The organism is Roseovarius sp. W115 (assembly GCF_032842945.2).
Taxonomy (GTDB): Bacteria; Pseudomonadota; Alphaproteobacteria; order Rhodobacterales; family Rhodobacteraceae; genus Roseovarius; species Roseovarius rhodophyticola.
Genome location: NZ_CP146607.1, coordinates 49,847 through 73,871, shown reverse-complemented (window position 1 = coordinate 73,871; position 24,025 = coordinate 49,847). Strand labels below are relative to the sequence as shown.

At 56.4% G+C, this 24,025-nt stretch carries 25 protein-coding genes; 11 read left to right on the top strand and 14 right to left on the bottom strand.

Annotated elements, in window-relative coordinates; translation table 11 throughout:
* Positions 1 to 64: 64 nt before the first annotated feature.
* The 4 genes from RZS32_RS18750 to RZS32_RS18735 are packed head-to-tail and all read right to left on the bottom strand — an operon-like array spanning position 65 to position 5,562.
* Positions 65 to 2,446 (bottom strand): 1-deoxy-D-xylulose-5-phosphate synthase N-terminal domain-containing protein, encoded by a 2,382-nt coding sequence (locus tag RZS32_RS18750; RefSeq protein ID WP_317054393.1) that lies wholly within the window; start codon positions 2,444 to 2,446, stop codon positions 65 to 67.
* Positions 2,447 to 2,467: 21 nt separating this feature from the next.
* Positions 2,468 to 3,019 carry an OsmC family protein gene (locus tag RZS32_RS18745; protein ID WP_317054394.1) on the bottom strand — a complete coding sequence of 184 codons (552 nt, stop codon included), beginning with the start codon at positions 3,017 to 3,019 and terminating at the stop codon, positions 2,468 to 2,470.
* Positions 3,019 to 4,335, bottom strand: a complete 1,317-nt coding sequence (locus RZS32_RS18740) for a trans-sulfuration enzyme family protein (protein WP_317054395.1) — start codon at positions 4,333 to 4,335, stop codon at positions 3,019 to 3,021. Before RZS32_RS18740 ends, RZS32_RS18745 begins: the two co-directional genes overlap by 1 nt.
* A 21-nt stretch (positions 4,336 to 4,356) precedes the next feature.
* On the bottom strand, positions 4,357 to 5,562 hold the full coding sequence (locus RZS32_RS18735) for a methionine gamma-lyase (RefSeq protein WP_317054396.1): 1,206 nt from the start codon (positions 5,560 to 5,562) through the stop codon (positions 4,357 to 4,359).
* Between the two features lie 93 nt (positions 5,563 to 5,655).
* On the opposite strand from RZS32_RS18735, the gene RZS32_RS18730 reads away from it, so the two are divergent.
* A complete protein-coding gene (locus tag RZS32_RS18730; protein ID WP_299210655.1) occupies positions 5,656 to 6,135 on the top strand; it encodes an Lrp/AsnC family transcriptional regulator in 480 nt (159 codons plus the stop codon).
* Here RZS32_RS18730 and RZS32_RS18725 read toward each other — a convergent pair.
* From RZS32_RS18725 to RZS32_RS18680, 10 genes are all read right to left on the bottom strand, one after another.
* A complete protein-coding gene (locus RZS32_RS18725) occupies positions 6,132 to 6,821 on the bottom strand; it encodes a TetR/AcrR family transcriptional regulator (protein WP_317054397.1) in 690 nt (229 codons plus the stop codon). The genes RZS32_RS18730 and RZS32_RS18725 overlap by 4 nt on opposite strands.
* Positions 6,822 to 6,843: 22 nt before the next feature.
* Positions 6,844 to 7,452 (bottom strand): hypothetical protein, encoded by a 609-nt coding sequence (locus RZS32_RS18720; protein ID WP_317054398.1) that lies wholly within the window; start codon positions 7,450 to 7,452, stop codon positions 6,844 to 6,846.
* Entirely contained in the window at positions 7,445 to 8,326 is an 882-nt protein-coding gene (locus RZS32_RS18715) for an aminomethyltransferase family protein (RefSeq protein WP_339106918.1), read from the bottom strand. The genes RZS32_RS18720 and RZS32_RS18715 overlap by 8 nt, the downstream gene beginning before the upstream one ends.
* Positions 8,298 to 10,238, bottom strand: coding sequence for a 2Fe-2S iron-sulfur cluster-binding protein (locus tag RZS32_RS18710; protein ID WP_339106917.1), 1,941 nt, complete (start codon positions 10,236 to 10,238; stop codon positions 8,298 to 8,300). The genes RZS32_RS18715 and RZS32_RS18710 overlap by 29 nt, the downstream gene beginning before the upstream one ends.
* Positions 10,235 to 10,501: a sarcosine oxidase subunit delta gene (locus tag RZS32_RS18705; RefSeq protein WP_317054400.1), complete on the bottom strand. Its 267-nt coding sequence runs from the start codon at positions 10,499 to 10,501 to the stop codon at positions 10,235 to 10,237. The genes RZS32_RS18710 and RZS32_RS18705 overlap by 4 nt, the downstream gene beginning before the upstream one ends.
* 12 nt (positions 10,502 to 10,513) lie before the next feature.
* Positions 10,514 to 11,767: a sarcosine oxidase subunit beta family protein gene (locus tag RZS32_RS18700; RefSeq protein ID WP_317054401.1), complete on the bottom strand. Its 1,254-nt coding sequence runs from the start codon at positions 11,765 to 11,767 to the stop codon at positions 10,514 to 10,516.
* A gap of 17 nt (positions 11,768 to 11,784) precedes the next feature.
* The gene (locus RZS32_RS18695) at positions 11,785 to 13,074 is read right to left on the bottom strand and encodes a TRAP transporter large permease (protein ID WP_317054402.1); all 1,290 of its coding nucleotides are present in this window, start codon (positions 13,072 to 13,074) and stop codon (positions 11,785 to 11,787) included.
* Positions 13,071 to 13,655 carry a TRAP transporter small permease gene (locus RZS32_RS18690; protein WP_339106916.1) on the bottom strand — a complete coding sequence of 195 codons (585 nt, stop codon included), beginning with the start codon at positions 13,653 to 13,655 and terminating at the stop codon, positions 13,071 to 13,073. The genes RZS32_RS18695 and RZS32_RS18690 overlap by 4 nt, the downstream gene beginning before the upstream one ends.
* Positions 13,656 to 13,713: 58 nt before the next feature.
* Positions 13,714 to 14,703: a TRAP transporter substrate-binding protein DctP gene (dctP, locus tag RZS32_RS18685; RefSeq protein WP_317054404.1), complete on the bottom strand. Its 990-nt coding sequence runs from the start codon at positions 14,701 to 14,703 to the stop codon at positions 13,714 to 13,716.
* A gap of 815 nt (positions 14,704 to 15,518) precedes the next feature.
* On the bottom strand, positions 15,519 to 16,391 hold the full coding sequence (locus RZS32_RS18680) for a LysR family transcriptional regulator (protein WP_339106915.1): 873 nt from the start codon (positions 16,389 to 16,391) through the stop codon (positions 15,519 to 15,521).
* Between the two features lie 130 nt (positions 16,392 to 16,521).
* Between RZS32_RS18680 and RZS32_RS18675 the strand changes: the two genes are divergently transcribed.
* The 10 genes from RZS32_RS18675 (at position 16,522) to RZS32_RS18630 (ending at position 23,958) form a co-directional block, all read left to right on the top strand.
* The gene (locus tag RZS32_RS18675; RefSeq protein ID WP_317054406.1) at positions 16,522 to 17,316 is read left to right on the top strand and encodes an ABC transporter ATP-binding protein; all 795 of its coding nucleotides are present in this window, start codon (positions 16,522 to 16,524) and stop codon (positions 17,314 to 17,316) included.
* A 44-nt stretch (positions 17,317 to 17,360) separates the two neighbouring features.
* The gene (locus tag RZS32_RS18670) at positions 17,361 to 18,131 is read left to right on the top strand and encodes a transporter substrate-binding domain-containing protein (protein WP_317054407.1); all 771 of its coding nucleotides are present in this window, start codon (positions 17,361 to 17,363) and stop codon (positions 18,129 to 18,131) included.
* 74 nt (positions 18,132 to 18,205) lie between these two features.
* Positions 18,206 to 18,889, top strand: a complete 684-nt coding sequence (locus tag RZS32_RS18665) for an ABC transporter permease (protein WP_422395978.1) — start codon at positions 18,206 to 18,208, stop codon at positions 18,887 to 18,889.
* 3 nt (positions 18,890 to 18,892) lie between these two features.
* Positions 18,893 to 19,678: an ABC transporter permease gene (locus RZS32_RS18660; protein ID WP_317054408.1), complete on the top strand. Its 786-nt coding sequence runs from the start codon at positions 18,893 to 18,895 to the stop codon at positions 19,676 to 19,678.
* Positions 19,679 to 19,732: 54 nt separating this feature from the next.
* A complete protein-coding gene (locus tag RZS32_RS18655; protein WP_317054409.1) occupies positions 19,733 to 20,368 on the top strand; it encodes a cysteine hydrolase family protein in 636 nt (211 codons plus the stop codon).
* A complete protein-coding gene (locus tag RZS32_RS18650) occupies positions 20,358 to 21,266 on the top strand; it encodes a DMT family transporter (RefSeq protein ID WP_317054410.1) in 909 nt (302 codons plus the stop codon). Before RZS32_RS18655 ends, RZS32_RS18650 begins: the two co-directional genes overlap by 11 nt.
* On the top strand, positions 21,247 to 22,311 hold the full coding sequence (locus tag RZS32_RS18645) for an ornithine cyclodeaminase (protein WP_317054411.1): 1,065 nt from the start codon (positions 21,247 to 21,249) through the stop codon (positions 22,309 to 22,311). Before RZS32_RS18650 ends, RZS32_RS18645 begins: the two co-directional genes overlap by 20 nt.
* A 10-nt stretch (positions 22,312 to 22,321) precedes the next feature.
* Positions 22,322 to 22,642: a quaternary ammonium compound efflux SMR transporter SugE gene (gene sugE / locus RZS32_RS18640; protein ID WP_317054412.1), complete on the top strand. Its 321-nt coding sequence runs from the start codon at positions 22,322 to 22,324 to the stop codon at positions 22,640 to 22,642.
* 22 nt (positions 22,643 to 22,664) lie between these two features.
* Positions 22,665 to 23,018 (top strand): RidA family protein, encoded by a 354-nt coding sequence (locus RZS32_RS18635; protein WP_317054413.1) that lies wholly within the window; start codon positions 22,665 to 22,667, stop codon positions 23,016 to 23,018.
* A gap of 4 nt (positions 23,019 to 23,022) precedes the next feature.
* The gene (locus RZS32_RS18630) at positions 23,023 to 23,958 is read left to right on the top strand and encodes an ornithine cyclodeaminase family protein (protein WP_317054414.1); all 936 of its coding nucleotides are present in this window, start codon (positions 23,023 to 23,025) and stop codon (positions 23,956 to 23,958) included.
* Positions 23,959 to 24,025 lie beyond the last annotated feature (67 nt).

Sequence of the window (24,025 nt, the reverse complement as noted above, 5' to 3'; positions counted from 1 at the left end):
AAAGTGACCATGCTTGTCGCAGTCCTCCTTTCCTTTAGTCCACCAGGCAATGATGTAGGCGCGCTCAAACAGCCGCAGAAATCTGGATATGCCGACCGTCCGTCAATCCTTGCACTTTTTCCACGATAGACGCGGCATCGATCCCGTGATGTTTGTAGAGATCGCCGATTGTCCCGGTTTGACCAAAGTGCTCCACACCCAGTGAAATGGTCTGATGACCCGCCACGCCGCCTAGCCAAGCCAGCGTCGCAGGATGGCCATCAATCGCCGAGACAATCTTGCAGTGAGGGGGCAGGTCTCCCATGAGTGTTTCGATATGTGACTTTGCCCGGTCGTTACCCCGTGACCGCGCGCGTTGCGCGGCTGTCCAACCCGCGTTCAATCTGTCCGCTGAGGTCACAGCCAGCACGCCAATGTCGCGTCGTCCTTCGCCGATCATGCCCGCTGCCTTGATCGCTTCAGAGGCCACTGCACCCTGATAGGCGATCACAACATCGCAGTTTGGTCCCGGCTTGCGCAGCCAGTAGGCCCCATCGATGGCACCTTGCCGAAAGGCGTCGTCGTGACGTTTGCCAGGCTGCTCAATCGGGTTTGTCGTCAGGCGTAGATAGATGCTGCCGCCGGTCTCATCCCTAAGCCATGTACGCTCATCGGGATCCCCCTCACCGTCGCGTTGCATGTAGTCAAAGGCCCATTCCATGATCACGGCCAGCTCATCGGCAAAGGCCGGCTCAAAGCTCGCCAATCCATCCTGGCTCATCCCGGTCAGGGGTGTTCCGATGGACTGGTGCGCACCGCCTTCGGGCGCAAGCGTCACACCCGAGGGCGTGCCGACGATCATGAACCGCGCGTCTTGGTAACAAGCATAGTTCATGGCATCGAGACCACGATGTACGAAGGGATCATAGACCGTACCGATCGGCAAAAGACGCTTGCCAAAGAGCGAATGCGACAGGCCCGCAGCGCCCAGAAGCAGGAACAGGTTCATTTCGGCGATGCCAAGCTCGATATGCTGTCCTTCTGGCGTGAAGGCCCATTTCGCCGTGGAAGGGATGCGGTGTTCGATGAAGGCATCCGCCTGCTCCGCGCGTGCAAATAGCTTGCGACGATTGACCCAGGACGCCAAGCCCGTCGTTCCCGTCACATCGGGTGAAGTTGTCACGATCCGCGCGGCCAAATCGCTGTCACCTTTGGAGAGATCATCAAGGATCTTGCCGAAGGCAGCCTGAGTGGAGATTTCGCGGTCGCTGCTGAAGTCGATTGCAGGAACGGCAATCTTGGCATCGTTGAAGCGGCGCGGACCGCTGGCGAAAAATGGAGCCTCCTTGAGGAAGGCCTCTATGGCCGCGATATCCTTGACACCTGCGAGGCGCTCCCATTCCTGACCCTCTGCCACACCCATATGCTTTTGCCATTCCGCGAATTGGGTCTTGTTCATCAAGCCGCCATGGTTGTCCTTGTGCCCGGCAATGGGCGTCCCCCAGCCCTTGATCGTATAAGCCAGAAAACAGGTTGGCCGGTCGTGGTCGATGGCATCGAAGGTGTCGGCCATCGTGGAGACGCAGTTGCCTCCGAGATTTTCCATCAGCGCGGCCAATTCGTCATCGCTGCGCCGGTCGATCAGCGCTGTGACATCGCCCTGATCGCCCAAATCGTCCATGAGCCGCTTGCGCCAGACAGCACCGCCCATGAAGGTCAGAGCCGAGTATTCCTGATTGGGGCAAGCATCAATCCAGTCGCGCAGCTTATCGCCGCCCGGTTCCTCAAAGGCCGCGCGTTGCAAAGCGCCGTGCTTGACGCGCACCACGTCCCAGCCGAACGCATCAAAGATCTTCTCGACACGTTCGAACAAGCCTTCACGGACAATTCCGTCCAGCGACTGGCGGTTATAGTCGATGATCCACCACGTGTTGCGCAGGTCGTTCTTCCAGCCCTCTTGCAGAGCTTCATAGATATTGCCCTCGTCCAGCTCGGCATCCCCGACCAAGGCGACCATGCGCCCCATTGGCGCACCTTTGCCCCAATCCTTGGCCGCGATGTAATCCTGAATGATCGACGCGAAGGATGTGATCGCAACACCCAAACCAACAGAACCGGTTGAGAAATCCACATCGTCGATATCCTTGGTACGCGATGGATAGCTTTGCACCCCACCCAAACCCCGGAAGTCTTCCATCTTTTCGCGGGTCTGATTGCCCATCAGGTATTGTGCGGCGTGAAACACGGGCGAGGCGTGGGGTTTGACAGCCACGCGGTCTTCGGGCCGCAAGGCCGAGAAATAGAGCGCCGTCATGATCGACACCATGGACGCGGACGAGGCCTGGTGCCCGCCGATCTTGATCCCGTCGACCTTGGGCCGGATATGGTTGGCGTGGTGGATCATCCAATGCGAATGCCACAGCAACAGTTGTTCTACGGTCTTCAGATGATTGCGCGAAACGGTCATGGCGGGACTCCCGGTCGGGTCTTAGTCTTCGATCTGGCTCACAACGATATCGCCTGACAAAGAGACAGGATTGATAATCGTCTGGGCATTCGGGCTGTGTTTGACGGCCTTCTTGTGAAGCTCTTCAAACTGTTCGGGCGTGCCATCACCGGTCACATGGATCGTGTAACGGATCTCCGGGAAGCCGACGGGCGCGTTGGTGCCGAGCCCCATAAAACCACGCAGGTCCAGCGTGCCATCAAAGTCGATTTTCACCGATTCAAGCTGGATGCCTTCGGTTGTCGCACCCGCAACAAAGGCCACCATCATGCAGGACCCAAGGCCTGACAGCAGCAGTTCCTGCGGGTTCGGCCCGTGGTTGTTGCCCATCAATTGGCGCGGTTCATCCGCTTTCCAGACAAAGGAACGGCTGACCTTGTGGGGGCCGACAAGCATCGGCTTGGTAGACGTGCGCGCACGGGTGCCGCTTTCCCAATCGACCTCGATACCATAGCTCATCAGACCTTCTTCGGGATTGCCTGCGACTTCGTTGACGAACTCACTGAGGGCGGCGGTGGGGATGGAGTTGCGCACTATGCGGCCCCTTTCATAGTGGAAATGGCGGTAAGAGCCTGATCAAAATCAGCGATCAGGTCGGCGGGGTCTTCGATACCAACAGAGAGTCGGACACAGCCAGGGTGAATGCCAATGTCAGCACGTTGGCGGCTGGTCATTGTCGCCTGTGAGGAGTTAAAGGGCAGGCTGATCAGGCTTTCGATGCCCCCAAGGCTCGTGGCCTGTTTTGGCAGGTGCAGCTTATCCATAAGCGTAAGAGCTGCCTGATCGCCCCCTTTCACAAAGAAAGTCACATTGCCCGTCCCCATCTTCATCAGCTCTTTGGCGCGCGTGTGATCGGGGTGACTGGGCAGCATAGGATAGAGCACGTTTTCAACGGCCGGATGCGTTTCTAGGAACTCCGCCAGGGCGGTTGCCGAGGCTTCATGGGCCTTCATACGAATATCGAGCGTCTTGAGCCCGCGCTCCAACAAGAAGCAAGCATGAGGGTCGAGAGAGCCGCCATAGTTGAGCAGTCTTGGCCAAATCATGTCGACCAATTTGCGGGGGCCGCACACAACACCGGCGATGAGATCGGAGTGGCCGTTAAGGTACTTGGAGGCAGAATGCACAACAAGATCGACGCCCATCTCCAACGGCTTCATCACCGGGGGAGGGGCAAAGGTGCTGTCCACGATCAGGCGCAAGTTGTGCCGTTTTGCGATATCCACCAGCGCGGGGATATCGACCACTTTGAGCACCGGATTGGTGATCACCTCGAAATAGAGGATCTGGGTATTCGGCTGGATCGCTGCCTCGATGGCTTCGAGGTCATAGCTGTCGACCAGGGTTGCCGACATCCCCAGCGACGGAAATTCCTGATTGAAGAGGTTATAGGTGCCGCCGTAAAGGTCGCTTGCCGCCACCACATGTGCGCCCTTATCGACCATGGCCATCACGGCTGCGGTGATCGCCGCCATACCGGAACTGAAGACAATTGCGCTTTCCGCGCCCTCGAGCGTCGCCAGTTTTTCTTGCACAGCCCATTGGGACGGGTTGCCATAGCGTGTGTAAATGAAGCGATCGCGTCCGAACCCCTCTTCGATCGACCCATAGGTCTCCTCGTGCAGAATGAAGGTCGATGTCTGGTAGATAGGTGTGCCGACAGCACCGGTGCGCGGATCGTCATGGGTGCCCGCGTGGACAGCCTTGGTCGACATGCCCATGTTGTCCATGGGATGTGCCTCCAGAAAGGGACCCGATTTGCGGGCACGGTCCAGCTCGTTGATCCAGCGCCCTGTCTGGCGTTTCGCAGGCTGGCTCGTGGCATCGCCGTAGAGTCGTTTTTCGGTCATAGGGTCCTCCGCACGTAAGCGTTATTCGGCAGCAATGGCGTTGTGTTGCGACAACGCCGCCATCAGGTCGTCAATCAAATCGTCAGCGGTTTCGAGACCGACGGAGAGGCGTACTAAACCCTCAGCAATCCCGTGTTCGGCGCGTTCTTCTGGTGTGTAGGTGGAATGGGTCATTGATGCAGGATGCTGGATCAGGCTTTCAGCATCCCCGAGGCTCACAGCACGTTGGATAAGCTTGAGGCGGTTCATCATTGCGATACCGCCAGCCTTGCCTCCGATCACCTCAAACGGGATCATGCCCCCGAAATCCGACATTTGACGGCGCGCAAGGTCGCCCTGTGGGAAGCTATCAAGACCGGGGTAGTGCACGCGCTCCACGGCCGGATGCTCTTCCAGCATTCGCGCGATGCGCCTGGCCGATTGGCAGTGCCGCTCGACCCGCAGCTCGAGCGTCTTCAAACCGCGTAGGATTAGCATGGCGGTCAAGGGCGCCATAACTGCCCCAGTCATATCCTTCAGCCCGATAAGCCGAATCTGTTTCATATCTTCGGTGGACCCAACAACGAGGCCTGCCACCAGGTCACCATGGCCGCCAAGGTACTTAGTCGCTGAATGTAGAACGATGTCCGCGCCATGTTCCAACGGTCGCGTCAGGACAGGCGTCGCATAGGTGTTGTCGACAACCACCTTCGCACCCTTCTCATGGGCGATCCGGGAAATTGCGGCGATGTCCACAAGACGGTTGTTGGGATTTGCGGGGGTCTCGAAGTAAACGATTTTGGTGCGGTCTGTGATCGCACTTTCCAGGTTGGCAGGGTCGGTCAGATCAACCGGCGTGACGGTCACACCAAACCTTGGCAGCCCGTGAGTCAGAAAGGCGAAGGTGCACCCATAGAGCGTCTTATCGATGATGACTTCGTCGCCAGCGGCAACGAACGTCCAGAATACCGAACTGATCGCCCCCATACCCGACGCGGTGGCCAGACCTGCCTCTGCATCTTCAAGATTTGCGATACGCTGCTCCAACTGGTCGAGCGTCGGATTTGAGATGCGGCTGTAAAAGTGCCCTGCCTGCTCCCCTGCGAACATTGCCCCGCCAGCCTCGGCAGTCTCAAACGTGAACGTCGATGTCATATAGACCGGTGGGTTGAGAGATCCTTGATGCGCTGCGGCATCATACCCATGATGGATCGCCCGCGTCGAAAAGCCTGTCCTGTCCGTTTGCATGATCTATCCTCCTGACACGTCAGGCATATTAGGATGGATCAAAAGGCATTAGGTTGTTATATTAGCCCCAAAGAATAGTGAGATTAGCATTTTATGCCAAAAGAAGCCAAAATTGACGCTACGGATCGCAAGATCATTCGCGCTCTTCAAAAGAACGGGCGCATCACGAATCTCGATCTTGCCGAGAACGTCAACTTGTCCCCGTCACCTTGCCTGCGAAGGCTACGCAACCTTGAGCAGAATGGTGTCATCAAAGGCTACAGCATCGATGTCGACGCGAAGGCTTACGGGTTTCCAATCATGGTGTTTGTCCGGGTCACATTGAACGCGCACACTGGCGAGACAGTTCAACTTTTTGAGGCAGAAGTCTGTAAGATCCCCGAAGTTCTCGAGTGCTTTGTGATGACTGGGGCGGCTGACTATTTCCTACGTGTTGTGGTTGAAGATCTCGAGGATTACGAGCGGTTTGTGCGCCAGCGCCTGCACGAGATAGGCTGTATCAATTCAATCGATACAAGCTTCGTCTACGGCGTGGTCAAACAGACTCACGTCTTTCCGGACCTGCAAAGCTAGCTGACCCCAGCGTGGCGGCGGCGCGCGATCCGATCTGCGAGGCTCTCTCGCCGCGGAAATTCAACAAGAGCCGCTTCAATCGCTTCGGGCGTTTCAAGATCACGAAGCCAGGTGTCTCCGGCGATGATTTCGGCGTAGTGGGGGATCTGAAGGAGACGCTTGTCCGGGTCTTCATCAACACGCATCGCATAATAGCCAATCTGGTGAAAATACATGGTGCGCGCACGGACGATGGCAGACATCGGATCATGTCCAAAACCTTCGAACACCCATTGATAAAGCGATATGCGCTTGTGATCGACATATTTCATGGTGCGCGCCGCGAGTTTGGAGGTTTTCCCCCATTCTCGAATGGCAACGTCCAGCGGTGCATCGAATTGAGGGCTCAATACCCAGACATATGCGAGCGCAAGATACTGTGCTTTGGGGCATTCTGCGGCTTCTTCCAGTGCCTCGATAAACGGATGCACATTTGTGGCCAGCCAGTCTTTGAGCAGTGCGCGGTAAAGGGCATCACGGTTCTTGAAGTGCCAATAGAAGCTGCCTGGGGTCACGCCAAGTTTCTTTGCAAGAGGTTCAACCTTGACCGCCGATATCCCGCGCTTGATCAAGACGGCGCGCGAAGCATCGATCCAATCCTGAGCCGAGATCGTGCCGGATTTTGGTGCTCTTTTTCTGGCGTTCACCTGAAGTCCCTATCCTTTTCTTTTAACTTGCTTCTTTGCAGGTCAATTTAGCGCCGTCCATGTCCTTTGTCATCTCACCAATATCTCTTTGATCGGCCCAGACACTGGCCAGACTGTCGATCTGACGCTCAAACATGTCCCATACCGCCTCAGCAAGCGCGCTTCGGACATGCATCCGAAACACGTCCTTCGCTCCGTGCCGATAGAGAAGGACGCCAAAACCATGCCAAAGCCGAGAAACGGAGGCCGACGCGTGATCACCATTAAATTCGGTTCCAGTTGCGATCAGCTGTTCGACTCTGGCCCCGGTCATTTCGATCACAGAATAAGCCGATGTCATGTCCGACACCCCAACGTTGTGCGCAGAATGCCAGCCATCGGCAATGTCAGGGCCATTGACCACAACAACACGATCACGTCTTTGACGCAGAGCGTAAGTTTCGCCACTGGCAAAACCGGAGCCGCCGCCAACAGCTGTTTCAAGTCCACTCAGAGCCAAGCAGTCTTCGAAGCTACCGCTGATGACGGTTTGTCTGGCCGGAGATACATAGCGTAAAGAGATCGTGTCACGAACTAAGTTCGGTCGTTCAGATTCTACCGCGACGGGCCATCTGTTGCGATCATCACGCATCAATCCGTGCCCCCTCTTGATCATAGGCGCAGGACGTCGCTATCTTGGCACTGCGAGCTTGGCCCAAGTGCCAAAGATCGACTGGTTCTCCCATCGCGTGTTCACCACCCTCCAAAAGGGCAAGGGCGATTGGCCGACCCAATGTTGGGCTATCGTGACTAGTGGTGACATAGCCGACAGAGCGGCGTTTGCCGTTTTTGTTGCGCACTATGTGGGCACCAATAGGGAGCATTGGCTCACCATCCTTGACGATGAGGCCAACAAGCTGCTTGCGGGCTGCACTGTTGGCTTTTTCCGAATGTAGGCTCCTGTCGCCTACGAAGGCCGCGGATTTCTTGAGACGTGGTGCTCCAAAGCCCAGATCGTGCGGCATGGTTTCGCCATCAGTATCCTTGCCTACGAGGATGTAGCCTTTTTCAGCACGCAGAACCGTCAGGGCTTCTGCCCCAACTGGGCCTGCGCCGTGTTTCGTTCCAATTTCCAACGTCTTACGCCAAAGCGCTGTCGCATGGTCGTTGCGAACCGAGATCTCAAAACTCGTGTCGCCCGTAAAGCTGACCCTGGCGACACGGGTTTCTTCGCCCTCAAAGTCTCCAAATCTGAGCGACATATGTGGAAAGTCGCGCAAGTTCTCGAGCACGCCGAGCTCTGCAACGATGTCTGACGCCTTTGGACCTGCGATTGTCACCGTGGACCAGTTCACTGTCGTGTCGTGGATATGTACGCGCTTGGGATCAAAGGAATCCTGCCGCCAATGCTCAAGATGTGCCATGACCGCGTCTGCGTGCGAAGACGAGCAGGAAATAATGAAGCGCGTATCGTCGACACAGGCCATCACCCCATCGTCAAAGACCAACCCGGACTCGCTCAGCATGAAGCCGTAGCGGATCTCGCCCCGGTTTCAGGTTGGACATGGTGTTGTAGTAGACGAAATTGACGAAGTCTCGTGCATCCGGGCCGATCACCTCGATAGCACCCAGAGCCGACCCATCCATGATCGCGGCAGCTTCGCGGGCAATCTTACATTCGCGCACGACTGCCGTCTTTTCGTCATCACCGCCATACCAGGCCGGCCGCAGCCATCCGCCATATTCCCCCATCGCAGCGTCAAGCGCGCGGTGCTCCGGTTCAAGCGCAAGGCGTTTCAGCGGGGCCATCTGCCGATCACGTTTCGCCCCGCGATACGCTTCAAGCGGGACCGGAACAAATGGCGGGCGGAAGGTCGTCGTGCCGACTTCAGGGATGCTCTGCCCCTTTAGCTCGGCCATCGCCGAGAGGCCTGCGATGTTAGACGTCTTGCCCTGATCCCCAGCCATTCCTAGTGTCGTGTACCGTTTGAGATGCTCGACCGAAACCATATTTTCGCGGTGTGCCAGCGCCACGTCCTTGAGCGTGACATCGTGTTGCAAATCGATCCACTGCCGACCCTTGCCCGTCAAGTCGGGTTTAAGGGGCGTGACTTTGTAGATTGAACGCGGCGGGGCGGGGGCCTTCAGGGCCGCTGTTGTGGCTTCTTGAACTGCAACATCAAAATCAAACTTGCCTGCAGCAGCGCCAATCACGCGCATCCAGTTCGGGCCTTCCGACGGAATAAAAGTTTGCCGGTCCTCGTCCCACGCGAGCTTGCCACCGGCATGACGCCAAAGGTGAATAAGTGGGGTTTGTCCGGCCGAGGCCAAGACTGTGTCGCAGCTGATGGTCTTCCCACCGGCAACGAGGCCTGTGACGGACTTTGTGCCGGTCGCTTGGATGTGCACCGTAGCGGCGTCCACGACAGTGATGGACGCGCCAGCTGCCTCTAACTGCGCAAGGTTCGCCGCCATATCGGGACGGTTGGTCAGAATGGCAATTTTCCCTCCCGCCCGAACTCCATAGCGCGCAAGGTATTCAATGCCCGCATCAACGGACATGATGCCGGGGCGATCATTGTTCACGAAGGTAACGGGTCGATCAATGGCACCGGTTGCGATGATGACGTGATCGGCCCGCATTTTACGCATGATAGGTGCTGTGCCCAAACCGCGATCTGTGACCAGCGACATCATGCGGTGGTCGTAGACACCGATGGCAGTGGTAGCGGTCAGGATGCGACCGCCTGCAGTTTGGATGGCAACGGTTTGTTCCGCGACCCAATCCGAGGCGTTCAAGCCACTGGCGTTGGCCATGCGGAAAAGACTGCCCCCCAGTTCCGCGTGATCATCGATCAGCGTAACCGACTTGCCCGCTTCGGCGGCCACGCGCGCTGCCGTCAAACCGGCAGGGCCCCCTCCGACCACAAGTGTATCACAATGTTCGTGCAGGATTGAGGCTTGGAACTGGTCCGACACTTCTCTTTCGAGCGTTCCGAGACCGGCCATCTTGCGGATCATTGGCTCAAACAGGTGCCAGTCGGGCCACATGAACATCTTATAGTAGAACCCGGCCGGCAGGAACCGGTGTGCCAGGTCCAGAATGCCTTTCACATCGCGCTCTGCCGACGGCCAGGCATTGATCGAGCGGACCTCCATGCCCTCGGCCAGAGCCGTCGTCGTGGCCTGACAATTGGGATAGGAAATTCCATTCAACGCGATATCGACAATCGCATTGGGATCATCTGACCAGGCCCCCCAAACGCCGCGTGGCCTGTGATATTTGAAACTGCGCGCAAAGACGCGCAGACCAGTAGCCAACAAAGCGGACGCGACCGTATCACCTTCAAATCCACGATAGGTCTTGCCATCAAAGGTGAACTTGATGGGTTTGCTTTGGTCAATCAGACCTGCTTCTTTGATCCGCACCCCGCTCATGCCGCATCCTCGTTCAAGGCTTCCGTCGATAGGACTTCCATCGAGACCGTGTCCCGCGTCATGGCAAAGTATTCCTGGCAGGTTGTATGCACCCAGATTTCGCGGGATGGACCCTTGGCATTGGTGCAGTAATACAGATACGCCGTCCAATCGGCGTCGCTGATCTCTTTGGTTGTGTCCGGTCGGGTTTTCCCGGCTTCACCGGCGAAGTGAAACTCTCGCTCGTCGCGCAATCCGCAAAAGGGGCAGGGGAACTGCTGCATTCAATTCTATCCTCAATGTGCAATGCCAGAACCAGCGGCCTCATCGATGAGGTGACCGGTGTTAAACCGACCTGGATCAAAGGGTCGGCTGATGTCGTGATGCGCGCCATTGGCAAGCAAATGGGCAAAGAGGTATCCGCCCGCCGGAATGGCCTTGAACCCGCCCGTGCCCCATCCGCAATTGATATAGATCCCCTCAGTCCCGGACGGCCCGATTAATGGGGAGCTGTCGGGGCTGACATCCACGATCCCCGCCCAATGGCGTAAGAGCTTCACCTTGGCGAGGGCAGGGGCCATGTCGATGATGCCGGCCAATACCGTTTCCTGCATCGGCATGTTGCCACGCTGGCCGTATGATGGAACCCGATCAAGCCCGCCACCAATCACCAACCCGCCCTTGTCGGATTGGCTGAAATAGCTTCCCGTCATGGGAGAGAAGGCAACGGTGTCCATGAAGGGTTTGATCGCTTCTGTGACGAAGGCCTGCAACGCATAGGAATGCAGTGGCAATTTGTAGCCGCCCATTTTGGCAAGTACGGATGAATGTCCCGCAGTGGCAACGCCCACGCTGCCCGCCCGGATCAGGCCTTGAGTTGTCTCGACGCCTTTACAGACACCGCCTTCAATCAGAAACCCGGTCACTTCGCAGTTCTGAATGATGTCGATACCAAGTCTGTCCGCCGCACGCGCATAGCCCCAGGCCACAGCGTCATGACGTCCGGTGCCGCCCCGTCCCTGGAAAATCGCACCATGGATCGGATAACGTGCATCGTTCCGGAAATTCAGGACGGGTGCTTTTTTCTGGACCTCTTTGGCGCCCAGAAGTTCGGCATCCGCGCCACCCAGTTGCATGGCATTGACCGTACGTGCAGCCATTTCCATTTCTGCATCGGAATGGGCCAGCACCATCATGCCGCGTTGAGAGAACATCACATTGTAATTGATGTCGCGCGACAAGCCTTCATAGAGCCGCACCGAAAGATCATACAGCGCCGTGCTTTCAGGGTAGAAATAGTTGGAGCGGATAACGGTCGTGTTTCGCCCGGTATTGCCCCCACCAAGCCAGCCTTTCTCGATCACGGCGACATTGGTCACGCCGTGGTTCTTGGCCAGATAATAGGCCGTGGCCAACCCGTGGCCCCCGCCGCCGACAATGACGACATCATAGGTGTCTTTGGGTGCTGGGCTCCGCCAAAGCGGGGCCCAGCCTGTATGCCCTTTGAGACCTTCTCGAAGGAGTGAGAGAGCAGAATAGTGCCGCGTCATCAATACCGCTCCCTCTCTTATCCGAGCAACAGCTCAGGCAACCAAAGCGCCACGCCGGGCACAAAGGTTGTGAGCGCAAGCGTCGGCAACCAAGCGAAGATGATGAAAATCATCGTCGGCCCAAGCATTTTCTGCACCGGTGCACCCGTTACACGTGCTCCGAGGAACAACAGCGGCGCAGTCGGCGGTGTGATGTTTCCCATGCCAAGATTCACACCGAGGATCGCCGCGAAATGGATTGGGTCCACGCCGACGCTCGTGGCAATCGGCAAGAGCAAAGTAGCGCTCAAGATCAGACCGCTGAAGTCATCCATGATCATGCCAATGAGGATCATTGTGAGGTTGATCATCAAGAGCACCACAACCGGGTTGTCCGAAATCGAGAAGATCAAGTCCTGTGCCAATCCGGGGATGTCTTCGAAGATCAGGAATCGGCTGACGATCAACACCATGAAGATCATCACCATGACCACACCAATCGTGACGGATGATTCCTTCAACGTGTCCATAAAGATCTTCCAGTTTAGCCCTTTGTAGACAAAGAACCCGATCGGGATTGCGTAGATCACGGCAACACCAGCGGCCTCAGTAGGCGTCATGATGCCACCATAGATGCCGCCCAAAATGATGATGGGCATCATCAGCGCCGGGAAGGCCGCCAAGGATTTCTTGCTGAAGGCTTTGACGAATTGTTCCTGATGTTCTGGTAGGACAATATCGGTCTGTTTACGCATCATGATGAGGTTGATGATCACGAGCAGCGAAGCGACGATAATCCCTGGAAGAACCGTTGCCAGAAAACACTTTAGAACGGATTGCTGCGTCAACCAGGCGTAGATCAACTGCGCAGAGCTTGGTGGAATGAGCAGGCCAAGCGGGCTGGCGGCAACCAGCAGCGCAGCAGAGAAGCCTTCTGGATATTTCGCCCTGCGAAGATGCGGCATCATAACAGCGCCGATGCACGTCAATGTGGCAGCACCGCTGCCAGAGATGGCACCAAACATTGCACTTGCCACCACCGATGCGCCAGAAAGACCACCACGGATACGCCCAAGCAGCATTTCGGCCAAGTCAACGATCGGAGCGGCAATCCGGCCGTTCTTCATGATATCGCCTGCAAGGATGAAGAGCGGGATCACGAGGATGACGACGGTATTCAGCTTCCAATGCCCGGTGGGCATAAAACCAGAGACATCATGACCACCAGTGTAGGCCAGAAAGATCAGCACGCCGCCAAAGGCCAACGGTACGGAGATGCCTGCAAAGAGCAGAACACAGATCAGCAAAACGGAAAATGCGATAATCATTGCTCGGCCTCCCGTTCAACGCGCTTGGCTTCTGCATCGGCCTCAAGTTGTTTGGCAAAAGCATCAACGCCGAGTTTCAGAAGGACGTAGAGGTGGAGCGCGCTGTAGAGCGCCATGAACACAAGACCCACAAAGATACCCAGACGCGGGACAAAGAAGGGAATACGCAATGCGATGGTCGTCTGCCATTGCGGATAGGACGCCAGCTCGTCACGGAGCATGAGAACGGCCCAATAAACAAGGAAGATCGTAATAATCAGTTCGATTGCAGTCAGGATCACACGACGCATCCAAATGGCGCGGGGATTCTTGAACCACTCCTCGAGGATGTCCGCCTTGATCTGCGTATCGTCGTAAGTGCCAACTGCGCTGCCGAGAAAGAACAGCCAAAAACACATTGGCAGAAGCCATTCTTCGTAAGCAAAGAGGTCGCTCTCGAGGATGTAGCGAAAAACAACGACCAAGAAAAAGGTGAGTGCCAGAATGAAGGTCGAAATGATCAGAAAGAATGACTTGATCTTCAACAATTGTTTGACGGTTGCCCCGACTCTCGGAGGCAATTGATCAGCGAGTTCTATCACGGGGACCGCTCCAGGATTGGCGAAGTGGGCCGGGGAGAGCGACCCACTTCACGAGGCTTCAGTTTGCGGTCAGGCGATCAAGAATGTCCTGTCCGACAACGTCTGCCACATTTGGCCAAACTGTTGCCTGAATATGCGCCTTGATGGCGTCACGTTCTTCCTGCGAGAACTCGACGATTTCCCAGTCAGCTGCTTTCAACTGTTCCACAAAGCCCTGGCTCCGTTCCCAGGCCAGCTTGCTAATCTCAGCAGCGGCTTCTGCAGATTCCCTTGCAACAACTTCGCGCTGCTCATCGGTCAGACCGTCATAGAAGCGCTTGTTGGCATAGATCATCGTACTTTCGATGAAGGCATTGTAAGGCACATAGGTGTTGCCAACGCCGCTGGCGGCGAAAGTCGTATAGGCCCATTCGGGCGTACAGCAGATGGCACCATCGATAGTTCCAGCTTGAACAGCTGGGAAGACTTCCGCCCAATTGAGAGTTGTCACATTGTATCCGAGTTCTTCCATCGTTTGCTTTGCAATCTGTGACGACCAGGCACGGACGTTCATGCCCTGACTGCCGATGTTCGTCGGGTCAGCCGGACGCTGGGTCGCGATCATGCCGATAAGGCCTTCGCCAATTGTCCCGAGTGGCTGAATGCCAAAGGAGGTCAGAATCTCTTCCAAAATCTTGTTATATTCCGAGTCTGGGTCACCATAGACCGCATCGAGCTCTGCTTTGGTGGTGACCATGAAAGGGAGGCTGTTGATCTCCAGGCGTGGGTCCTTTTGCGCGTAGACGGTCGCATGAACCATCTGCACTTCACCACGGATGGCACTTTCAAGCAGCTCTTCACCTGAGCCAAGTTGGCCTGCGGGGAAGTATTTGACGTCGAGACCTACGCCCGCGTCTTCAATGTCCTTTGCCATCTGTTCAAGAACAGCGTTCCCGAAATGCTCAGCGGGCACTGTTCCGGCGATCCGTAGGCGTGTGTCTGCTACTGCAGCTGATGCAAGCAGAGCTGCCGCCGCAGTCATCATTGTAAGGCGAGAAGTGAATGACATTTAGTCCTCCTGTCGGTTGATAGAGCTATTTTTTTTGGCGGCAGCAGTAAGAACATAGGCTACCCTACGGTCAAGCATAGGGCAATAAACTCCAATGTGGCAAGTTTTTGTTTGCGAAGCGGTACAAGCCAGATGTCTATGAACCTTCATTTAGGGAATGCCGCGAGCGTGCAAAGGCGACCAAGCCATTATGAACAAAGAGGTTTATGGGGACTTCAAGGTCAGGGCAAAGCCGTTGACCAATTCTTGCTCTAGTTGTCAAGAAGACATCCCGATCACCCAATTCGTGTTGGAATCGATACGATGTATGACCAAGTCGGGCGAGTGAGTTGGCTCATCTGCCAACATTTATTCGGACACCAAGCGCGCCGTTACTTTGGCAGCATGTGGCCAAGATGCGATTGCACAATTCTCTTCTGAAACTGCTTACCGGTGTTATCGCTGGGTGTTGCAACCGGCGAGGTGAGGCTGACTGCAGAGGAGAGTTCGAAGATTAGAAAAATGGCTGCGCGGATGGTCACCCGCACAGCCCATAAGCTGCAACAGTATCAGGCCTTCTCTCTTCTCGCGAAGAACCGACCCAATCCTGTTGAATTTACATCACCATGAGCGTGACGTTGCCGGCAACCACTGCGATTGTCAGCGCGATCATGATGGATGCTTCTTTCATGATTTTCAGGGTGTTAGACATTTCTTGGCTCCGAGGCTATGTGCATGTTTCCTGAGCCGCACGTAGGCCTGATTTTGAGTCTATAGAAGTGCCATTTTTGCAGGGCTGGTATGCGTTTTGCAGATAGGTCGCGAAGGGCTCGATTTCATTCGCGAAGGTCTTGGGTCTGGCCTACTAGCCAATCTCTAAAGAACGACGACGCCGCTGACTTTGATGTGCCTCTAGGTATTGCAATCTGGTACCAGATGCATCGGACCGAACGGTCGTCAAGACGCACCAACTGCCCCGAAGAAATCTCGCGCTGGCAAAGTATGTCATCCGCAAGGATGACGCCTTCGCCGTCCACTGCCGCATCAATTGCAAGTGACAGGTCCGAATGGATGCGGCCTTTGCGCCAACCCTCGCTTTTGGGCTCATGTGCTGCATACCACTTGTGCCAGGTCTCCTTTCCATTGTCGTGCACAAGCTCAGCGCGGTGCCAGTCAATTGCGGATCCCACCAGTGGCAGTGCATCGCGGACGTCGGTTGTTGCCGCGGGATATCCATCAATCGGGAAAAGGTTGTCTCGGTCCACTCCGCGTTTGGGAATCCGGGTCTCGAAGTGAATGATCATGTCCGCATGGCCATCGCCGATCTGGGCGGGTGTCCACGCCGGACGCAAGTCAATTTCAACTCTCGGAAAGAGTTCGCAGAACTCCGTAATCCGCTTCCGCAGCCAGAGTGATGCGAACGCCGGCTCTGCGCTGACAACGACGATGCCCGCTTGGGTTTTCCGCAACACCGTTTCGCAAGCGTCGGTCAAGGTTTGCAGCCCACTTGCGATCTGCGGCAACAAGTTACGCCCTTCATCGCTCAACTCAACGCGATTGCCGTGGCGAACAAACAAATCGGTGCCGAGCCACTGTTCCAGATTGCGGATGTGCTGGCTAATGACGCTGTGACTGACGTTCAGTTCGGCCCCGGCTTTGGCAAAACTCGAATGCCGTGCAGCTGCCTCGAAGACAGGCAGTGCATTCATATGTCGGAGCGCGTTTCCCATGCCCTCAGCGTAGCGAAAAGCTTCGCTGAGGGCAAGTTATATGCGTTTTTCGAAACCTCGGTGGACGGCTACCATCCCTCAGAAAACACCAACACCAGACGGACGCCATATGCTTGATATCACCACTCCTTCTTCCGCCGATGCCTCGCTTGTGGTCACCGATCTGCACAAGTCCTTTGGCGCGTTGGAAGTACTTAAGGGTGTGTCGCTCCGCGCCTGTCAGGGAGATGTGATTTCTCTCTTGGGATCTTCGGGATCAGGAAAAAGCACGTTTCTGCGCTGCATCAACCTGCTTGAGACGCCGAATTCCGGGGTAATCAGCGTGCATGGCGAAGAGATCAAGATGACGACCGACCGTCATGGCGTGTTCAAGCCATCCGATGCCCGCCAAGTCGAGCGTATTCGCGCCCGGCTCGCAATGGTTTTCCAGTCGTTCAATCTCTGGTCACACATGACCGTGCTGGAAAACGTCATTGCCGGGCCGATGCACGTCTTGAAAAAGTCGCGCTCCGAGGCCACCGAAAAAGCCCACGAAGTGCTTGAGCGCGTCGGCATGTACGAGCGGCGTGACTACTTCCCGGCACATATCTCCGGTGGTCAGCAGCAACGCGCGGCAATTGCCCGCGCCCTGGCAATGGAACCCGAAGTGATGTTGTTTGACGAACCGACCTCTGCGCTCGATCCGGAATTGGTGGGTGAAGTGCTGAAAGTCATCAGGTCGCTGGCTGAAGAGGGGCGCACCATGGTTGTGGTGACGCACGAGATGGCCTTTGCACGAGATGTCTCGTCACAGGTGATCTTCCTTCACCAGGGTTTGATCGAAGAACAGGGTCACCCAGACCAGATGTTTACCGACCCGAAATCGACACGTTTCAAAGAGTTCCTCTCGAACACCCGGCACTAACCGGGAGGTCCTTTCAACTCAGTCCAAATAAGGGAAATCAAAAAATGAGCTTCAAGAAAACACTCCTCGCAACAGTCGCCTGCGCGATGACATTCATCGGGGGCGCTGCGGCGGCAGACACACTTCGCATCGGTGTCGAAGGTGCCTATCCCCCATTTTCGATGAAGGAAGCCGATGGTACGCTTTCGGGATTCGACATCGATATAGCGCTGGCGCTTTGCGCGCAGCTCGAGCGTGAATGCGAACTGGTTGAACAGGAATGGGACGGGATGATCCCGGCGCTACAGGCGCGTAAATACGATGCCATCGTCGCCTCCATGTCGATCACCGAAGACCGTAAGAAGCAGGTGGACTTCACCGAGAAATACTATGATACGCCATCTCGCTTCATTGCCCGAGAAGGCGCAGAATTCGACATGACCGTCGAAGGTACCGATGGAGTCAAGATCGGCGTTCTGCGTGGCACCACGCTGCAATGTCACGTCGAGAAGGCTTTTCCGAACGCCGACCTGCGGCTCTACAACACGCAAGAGGACGTTTTTGCTGATCTCGTGGCAGGTCGCTTGGACATGCAGCTCAACAATACGCTGCAGGCCATGGATGGCTTTTTGAATACGCCTCAGGGCGAGGGCTTTGCCTTCCTCGGTGAGAACGTGGATGATCCTGAATGCCTTGGTGAAGGCACCGGCATTGCCGTGCGCAAGGGTGATCCACTTGCAGGCGAGCTGACCGCGGCCATCGAGGCGATCCGCGCAGACGGCACCTACGCCGCGATCAACGACAAGTATTTCGACGTCGACATCTACGGCAAATAACCCCGCATAAGGGCAGGGGCCGTTCCGGTCCCTGCCACTCTCTTTTCGCCGGATGACGGACCGAACCCATGGACGTGATAATCGAATATCGACAGATCCTGATCGAAGGCACGATTGTCACAATCTCGTTGGCAGTCCTGTCTTTGCTTCTTTCGATCGTTCTCGGGCTGATGGGTGCCTTTGCAAAGCTGTCACAAATACGCGGCATCCGGCGTGCCGGCAGTATCTACACAACTTTTGTGCGCAGCGTGCCCGATTTGGTGTTGATGATGCTGATCTTCTTTGGTGGTCAGACTTTGGTAAGCCAGCTTGGTGCCTTGACCGGACTTTGGGGCTATGTCGAGATCAACCAGTTCGTTGCCGGGACGCTGACGTTGGGCTTCATTTTCGGCGCCTACATGACTGAGACCTTCCGCGGCGCGATCCTCGCCATTCCGACCGGCCAGATCGAAGCAGGCAAAGCCATAGGCATGTCACCGGGGCAGATCTTCCGTATCGTGACTTGGCCGCAGATGGTGCGCTTTGCGTTGCCAAGTTTTACGAACAACTGGCTGGTTTTGGTCAAATCCACCGCGCTGGTGTCGGTCATCGGGCTGCATGATCTGGTGTGGAATGCGTTTTCGGCGGGCCGGTCCACCCATCAGCTTTTCACCTTCATGATTGCGGTGCTGGTGATCTATCTGATCATCACCGGAGTGTCGGATCTGATCCTGCGCTGGATTGACCGCAGATACTCCGCTGGCGTGAGAAGGGCCTGAGCCATGGAACCTGAACGGACCTTCCTCGAATACCTAACGCATATCAGCGAAAACGTCTCGCCGATCAACTTCCTGCTGATCTACGACAATATCGGCCGGTTTTTTGAAGGTGCGCTGGTGACGCTGCAACTGACGTTCCTAGCGCTTCTGGTGGGCGGATTGATCGCTGTGCCACTGGCCATCGCGCGAGCCTATCGTAAACCATTCTTCAGCCCGGCGATCCGAATCTACACCTACATATTCTGCGGAACACCGCTTCTGGTGCAGGTCTACCTGTTCTATTTCGGCCTCGGTCAGTTTGAAGCCGTCCGTACCAGCTTCCTATGGGATCCGATCCTGTCCAGCCCCTGGTGGTGCGTGATGATCGCCTTCACGCTCAATACAGCAGCCTACACGACAGAATTCTTACGCGGAGCCATCGAAACCACGCCCCGCGGCGAAATCGAGGCCGCCAAAGCCTGCGGCATGTCGCCCTTTACGCGGATGCGGCTGGTGGTCCTGCCGAATGCCTTTCGCCGTGCACTCCCGGCCTATTCGAATGAGGTCATCTTCACCCTGCACGGGTCGGTCATCGCAAGTACGGTGACCCTTCAGGATCTCTTGGGTGTCGGGCGATGGCTGAACGGGCGCTATTACTTGGCCTATGAAGGCTTCTTAACCGCGATGGTGTTTTACATGGCCATCGTCTTCTTGATCTCCATTCTGTTCAAGCTGGCCGAAAAGCGTTTTCTCGGTCACTTGCGCCCGCGCGTTGAGGCCAAGCCGTCAAAAGTCGAGGCGCCAGCCTGACCTGGCGCACAGCGAAACATTCACATCGAGTCACACACATCGAAAGGTATTCCCATGGCCATCTCCAAGAAACGCGATTTGATCGAAGGCCGCGCAGCTTTGATCGTCATCGACATCCAGAAGTCGACCTTTGCACCCATTCCCGACGACAAGCGCGCCATCGCCCACATGCCTGACTACGCAGAGCGGATGGCGCGCTCAAAGGTCGCCATCGACAAGGCGCGCGAGGTCGGCATACCTGTGATCTTCATACAGGAAATCCACCGCGCCAACCTGATCGACATGGGCCGCGAAACCGACGGCGACGAGGATGTACATTGCCTCGACAGCAACCCGCTGACTGACTTCGCTGAAGAAGAACTGGGAATGCGTCCAGATGACTACCGCATTTCCAAACGCCGCTATTCGGCCTTCTACGGCACTGACCTGGAAATCCTGCTCAAGGGGCTGAAGGCCGAAACCCTCATCCTGGTTGGCGGTTTGACGGATGTCTGTGTGCATTACACCTTTGTCGACGCCCACCAAGGCGACTATTTCTGCCGGGTGATAGAGGATTGCGTCGCCGGATCCAGTCTCGCGGCGCATCAGGCTTCGCTCAATGCGGTCGAGTATCTCCAACACGGCGCCGTGCGCGGGCTTGATGAGGTTTTGGACGCGATGCTGAAACAAGCGGCGACCCATGCTGCCTGACAAGACGTTGATGGCGGTCGGGTTGGCGATGGCAGCCTCCGCCATCCTCAGTTTCATCGACAACTTCGTCGGCGTCGTTAGCCAGGAAGCGGGTTTATGGCAATTTCAGGTGTTTCGTACCCTGTTCGCCATCCCGCTGCTGCTGATAGCCGCACGGATATCGAGGCGTGTGATCCGCCCGGTCAATGTACCTCGGCTGGTTGTTCGCAGCCTTGCGGTGTCGGTTGGGCTCTTGATCTATTTCGCCTCGCTCGGCGCCTTGCCCGTATCACAGGCGGGAGCTGGCCTGTTCAGTGCACCGCTCTGGGTAGCGCTGCTATCGGTTATCTTTTTCCGTCAAAAGATCGGCGGGATGGGCGCCTTCGCGGTGGTGATCGGCTTTGCGGGCGCGTTGATGTTGTTGCAGCCCGACTTTGGCAACCTGACAACATTGTCTCTGATGCCACTGTCTGCCGGGTTATTCTACGGCTTGGGCATGATGCTCACCCGTCACTGGTGCAGAGAGGAAAGCGCAATTGCGCTGGCGATCGGAATCTTTGCTACCATCGGCGCGGCCGGTCTGGTCATGCTGATCGTCGTCACGTTTTGGCCTGGCGATACCTTCATCACCGCACCCTGGTCTCCACCGAGCGCACGCTTTCTCTGGCTGACCCTGTTTCAGGCCGCCGGCGCTGTTGTTGCCGTTACACTGATCGCCCAGGCGTACCGGATCGGGAATCCGGCTGTGGTGGCAGTATTCGAATACACGTTCCTGATCTTCGCATGCCTCTGGGCGTTTGTGCTTTGGGGCACGGCGACTAATCCACTTGCCTTGGCGGGGATCGCAGTGATCCTGACCTCCGGCATCCTGATGGCCATAAGCCAGAAAGAAAATACAAATGCCCCCGCTGCCGTCTGAACTTGCTTACGTGCCTTTCATTTCTGTCCAAAACATGATGGGTCTTGTCCATCATATCGGCATTGAGAACGTGCTGACCGACCTCGCCGCCGATATCGAGGCTGATTTCAAACGCTGGGAATTGTTCGACAAGACCCCGCGTGTCGCCAGCCATTCCGACGTGGGCGCGATTGAACTGATGCCAACATCCGACGGCGATATGTACGGCTTCAAATACGTCAACGGCCATCCAAAGAACACGCATGAAGGTCTGCAGACTGTCACCGCCTTCGGCCTGCTCGCCGGTGTGAATTCTGGCTATCCGATTCTGCTGTCGGAAATGACCCTCCTGACTGCGCTGCGCACTGCCGCGACCTCCGCCATGGCCGCGCGTCATCTGGCCCCAAAGGGTGCGCGCACGATGGCGATGATCGGCAACGGCGCACAGTCGGAGTTCCAGTGTCTGGCATTTCAGGCAATCTGTGGCATCGATACGGTCCGGCTGTATGACATTGACCCATCTGCAACCGCACGCTGCGCAACAAACCTCAAGCGGCGCGGATTGAATGCCGTGCAATGCACCTCCAGCCAAGACGCTATCCTGGGTGCGGAGATCATCACAACCTGCACTGCGGACAAACAATATGCCACGATCCTCACCGACAACATGGTCGGCAGCGGTGTGCATATCAATGCGATTGGGGGCGATTGCCCAGGCAAGACCGAGTTGCATAGCGACATCTTGCTACGCTCCGAAATTTTCGTAGAATATCCGCCGCAGACCCGCATCGAAGGCGAGATTCAGCAGCTTGAAGGCGATTACCCGGTGACGGAGCTTTGGCAGGTGATCTCCGGCAAAGCCAAGGGTCGCACAGACGCCAAACAGATCACGCTCTTTGACAGTGTCGGCTTTGCGATCGAAGATTTCAGCGCGCTGCGATACGTACTCCGGGCGATACAGGGCACATCCTTTTTCGACAACCTGGACATGGTTGCAGACCCGGACGATCCGCGTGACCTTTTCGGCATGTTCGAACGCGCAAACGTGAATTCCCCCACGACATAAGATCAGATGGATGGCATGGTTGTTTCTCTTCCTAGCAGGCCTCTTTGAAGTCGGTTGGGCCGTGGGGTTGAAATACAGCGAAGGTTTCACGCGACCTTTGCCCTCCGTTCTGACGGTGGCGGCGATGCTCGTCAGTTTGATCCTTCTTGGGCTGGCGCTTCGCAGCATCCCTCTGGGCACGGGCTATGCGATATGGACTGGCATCGGCACGATCGGCACGGTTGTTTTCGGCGTTATCTACCTGGCCGAACCGGCAACGGCTGCACGGGTTTTCTGCGTAGCGCTGATACTTACCGGGATAATTGGTCTCAAACTCGTTTCAAATACCTGAAATCCAAAAAAGGGCAAAACTCATGACTACACCTATATCCCGTTCCCAAGCCGGAACTCGCATGTCCCAGGTCGTTATCCATGGCGACACCATTTATCTTGCCGGACAGGTCGGCAGCCCGGGGGCAAGTGTTTCCCAGCAGACGCAGGATTGCCTAGCCTCAATCGAACGGTTGCTGGAAGAGACTGGCTCAGACACCGCGCATTTGCTGCAGGCCACCATTTGGCTGGCAGATATGGCGGACTTCGAAGAAATGAACGCAGTTTGGGATGCTTGGGTACCCGAGGGCCACGCCCCAACCCGTGCTTGCGGTGAGGCACGGCTGGCGACGCCGGACTACAAGGTCGAGGTCATAGTTGTCGCCGCGCGTCGGTAGTCCGATGAGCTCTACCATACCATTCATTACTGCTGCATCCCTGCCGCCCGGCTTCGGCTGGAAGCAAGCCGTTGAGGCGATTGCGCGGGGGCACGATCGGCCTCGCGCAAAGATAGCCGACCAATTTCTGAACAGAGAAACGGACGCCTTCGTCAATCGCGCGGCCTGGATTGACGGCTTCGGCATCGGGGCAAAATCCTTCACTGTCTTTCCCGGCAACGCCAAACACAAACGTCTGTCCGTACAAGGCGCGATGCTGGTATTCGACGATCAAACCGGCGCACCTTTGGCGGTAATCGACAGTGGTCTCGTGACCTATTGGAAAACGGCCCCAGATTCGGTTTATGGAGCGTTACTTCTGGCCCGACCAGACAGCAAGGCGCTTCTCATCGCCGGGACTGGTGTCGTAGCTGATAGCCTAATCGATGCCTATTCAACCCTATTCCCAGACCTTGAACGCGTCATGATCTGGGGGCGGAACATCGAAAAGAGCCGCGCGTTGGCATCGCGTCACGTAGGTCGTCCGTTCGTGGTCGAACCGGCCATCGATCTGAAGAGCGCAGCGCATGAGGCGGATATCATTTCTACCGCGACAATGAGCCGACAACCGATCCTGATGGGAGACTGGGTTAAGCCAGGAACCCATGTGGATCTCATCGGCGCGTTCAAGTCCGACATGCGCGAAGCGGACGACACGCTGCTGAGGCGCTCGAAGATTTTTGTCGATAGCTATGAAACCACCCTTGATCACATCGGAGAACTGCTGATCCCACTGCGCGACGGCACAATTACGAGGGCCGATTTGCGCGGTGATCTCTACGACCTGACACAGCGCCGCGCTGGCCGGGACGACCCCGATACCATCACTCTGTTCAAGAATGGCGGCGGTGCGCATCTCGATTTGATGATGGCCAGAGCCTTGTTCGATTGGTGCGAGTGAACCGGGTCCGAGTTATCCACCCAACTCCTAACTTCTTTTGCTGCGAGGACATGCAGTAAGAATTTGA

Coding starts and splice junctions, on each gene's coding strand:
- RZS32_RS18750 (WP_317054393.1), bottom strand. CDS start 2,446: ATGACCGTTTCGCGCAATCATCTGAAGACCGTAGAACAACTGTTGCTG.
- RZS32_RS18740 (WP_317054395.1), bottom strand. CDS start 4,335: ATGACCGAAAAACGACTCTACGGCGATGCCACGAGCCAGCCTGCGAAA.
- RZS32_RS18735 (WP_317054396.1), bottom strand. CDS start 5,562: ATGCAAACGGACAGGACAGGCTTTTCGACGCGGGCGATCCATCATGGG.
- RZS32_RS18730 (WP_299210655.1), top strand. CDS start 5,656: ATGCCAAAAGAAGCCAAAATTGACGCTACGGATCGCAAGATCATTCGC.
- RZS32_RS18720 (WP_317054398.1), bottom strand. CDS start 7,452: ATGCGTGATGATCGCAACAGATGGCCCGTCGCGGTAGAATCTGAACGA.
- RZS32_RS18715 (WP_339106918.1), bottom strand. CDS start 8,326: ATGCTGAGCGAGTCCGGGTTGGTCTTTGACGATGGGGTGATGGCCTGT.
- RZS32_RS18710 (WP_339106917.1), bottom strand. CDS start 10,238: ATGAGCGGGGTGCGGATCAAAGAAGCAGGTCTGATTGACCAAAGCAAA.
- RZS32_RS18705 (WP_317054400.1), bottom strand. CDS start 10,501: ATGCAGCAGTTCCCCTGCCCCTTTTGCGGATTGCGCGACGAGCGAGAG.
- RZS32_RS18700 (WP_317054401.1), bottom strand. CDS start 11,767: ATGACGCGGCACTATTCTGCTCTCTCACTCCTTCGAGAAGGTCTCAAA.
- RZS32_RS18695 (WP_317054402.1), bottom strand. CDS start 13,074: ATGATTATCGCATTTTCCGTTTTGCTGATCTGTGTTCTGCTCTTTGCA.
- dctP (WP_317054404.1), bottom strand. CDS start 14,703: ATGTCATTCACTTCTCGCCTTACAATGATGACTGCGGCGGCAGCTCTG.
- RZS32_RS18680 (WP_339106915.1), bottom strand. CDS start 16,391: ATGAATGCACTGCCTGTCTTCGAGGCAGCTGCACGGCATTCGAGTTTT.
- RZS32_RS18675 (WP_317054406.1), top strand. CDS start 16,522: ATGCTTGATATCACCACTCCTTCTTCCGCCGATGCCTCGCTTGTGGTC.
- RZS32_RS18670 (WP_317054407.1), top strand. CDS start 17,361: ATGAGCTTCAAGAAAACACTCCTCGCAACAGTCGCCTGCGCGATGACA.
- RZS32_RS18660 (WP_317054408.1), top strand. CDS start 18,893: ATGGAACCTGAACGGACCTTCCTCGAATACCTAACGCATATCAGCGAA.
- RZS32_RS18655 (WP_317054409.1), top strand. CDS start 19,733: ATGGCCATCTCCAAGAAACGCGATTTGATCGAAGGCCGCGCAGCTTTG.
- RZS32_RS18650 (WP_317054410.1), top strand. CDS start 20,358: ATGCTGCCTGACAAGACGTTGATGGCGGTCGGGTTGGCGATGGCAGCC.
- RZS32_RS18645 (WP_317054411.1), top strand. CDS start 21,247: ATGCCCCCGCTGCCGTCTGAACTTGCTTACGTGCCTTTCATTTCTGTC.
- sugE (WP_317054412.1), top strand. CDS start 22,322: ATGGCATGGTTGTTTCTCTTCCTAGCAGGCCTCTTTGAAGTCGGTTGG.
- RZS32_RS18635 (WP_317054413.1), top strand. CDS start 22,665: ATGACTACACCTATATCCCGTTCCCAAGCCGGAACTCGCATGTCCCAG.
- RZS32_RS18630 (WP_317054414.1), top strand. CDS start 23,023: ATGAGCTCTACCATACCATTCATTACTGCTGCATCCCTGCCGCCCGGC.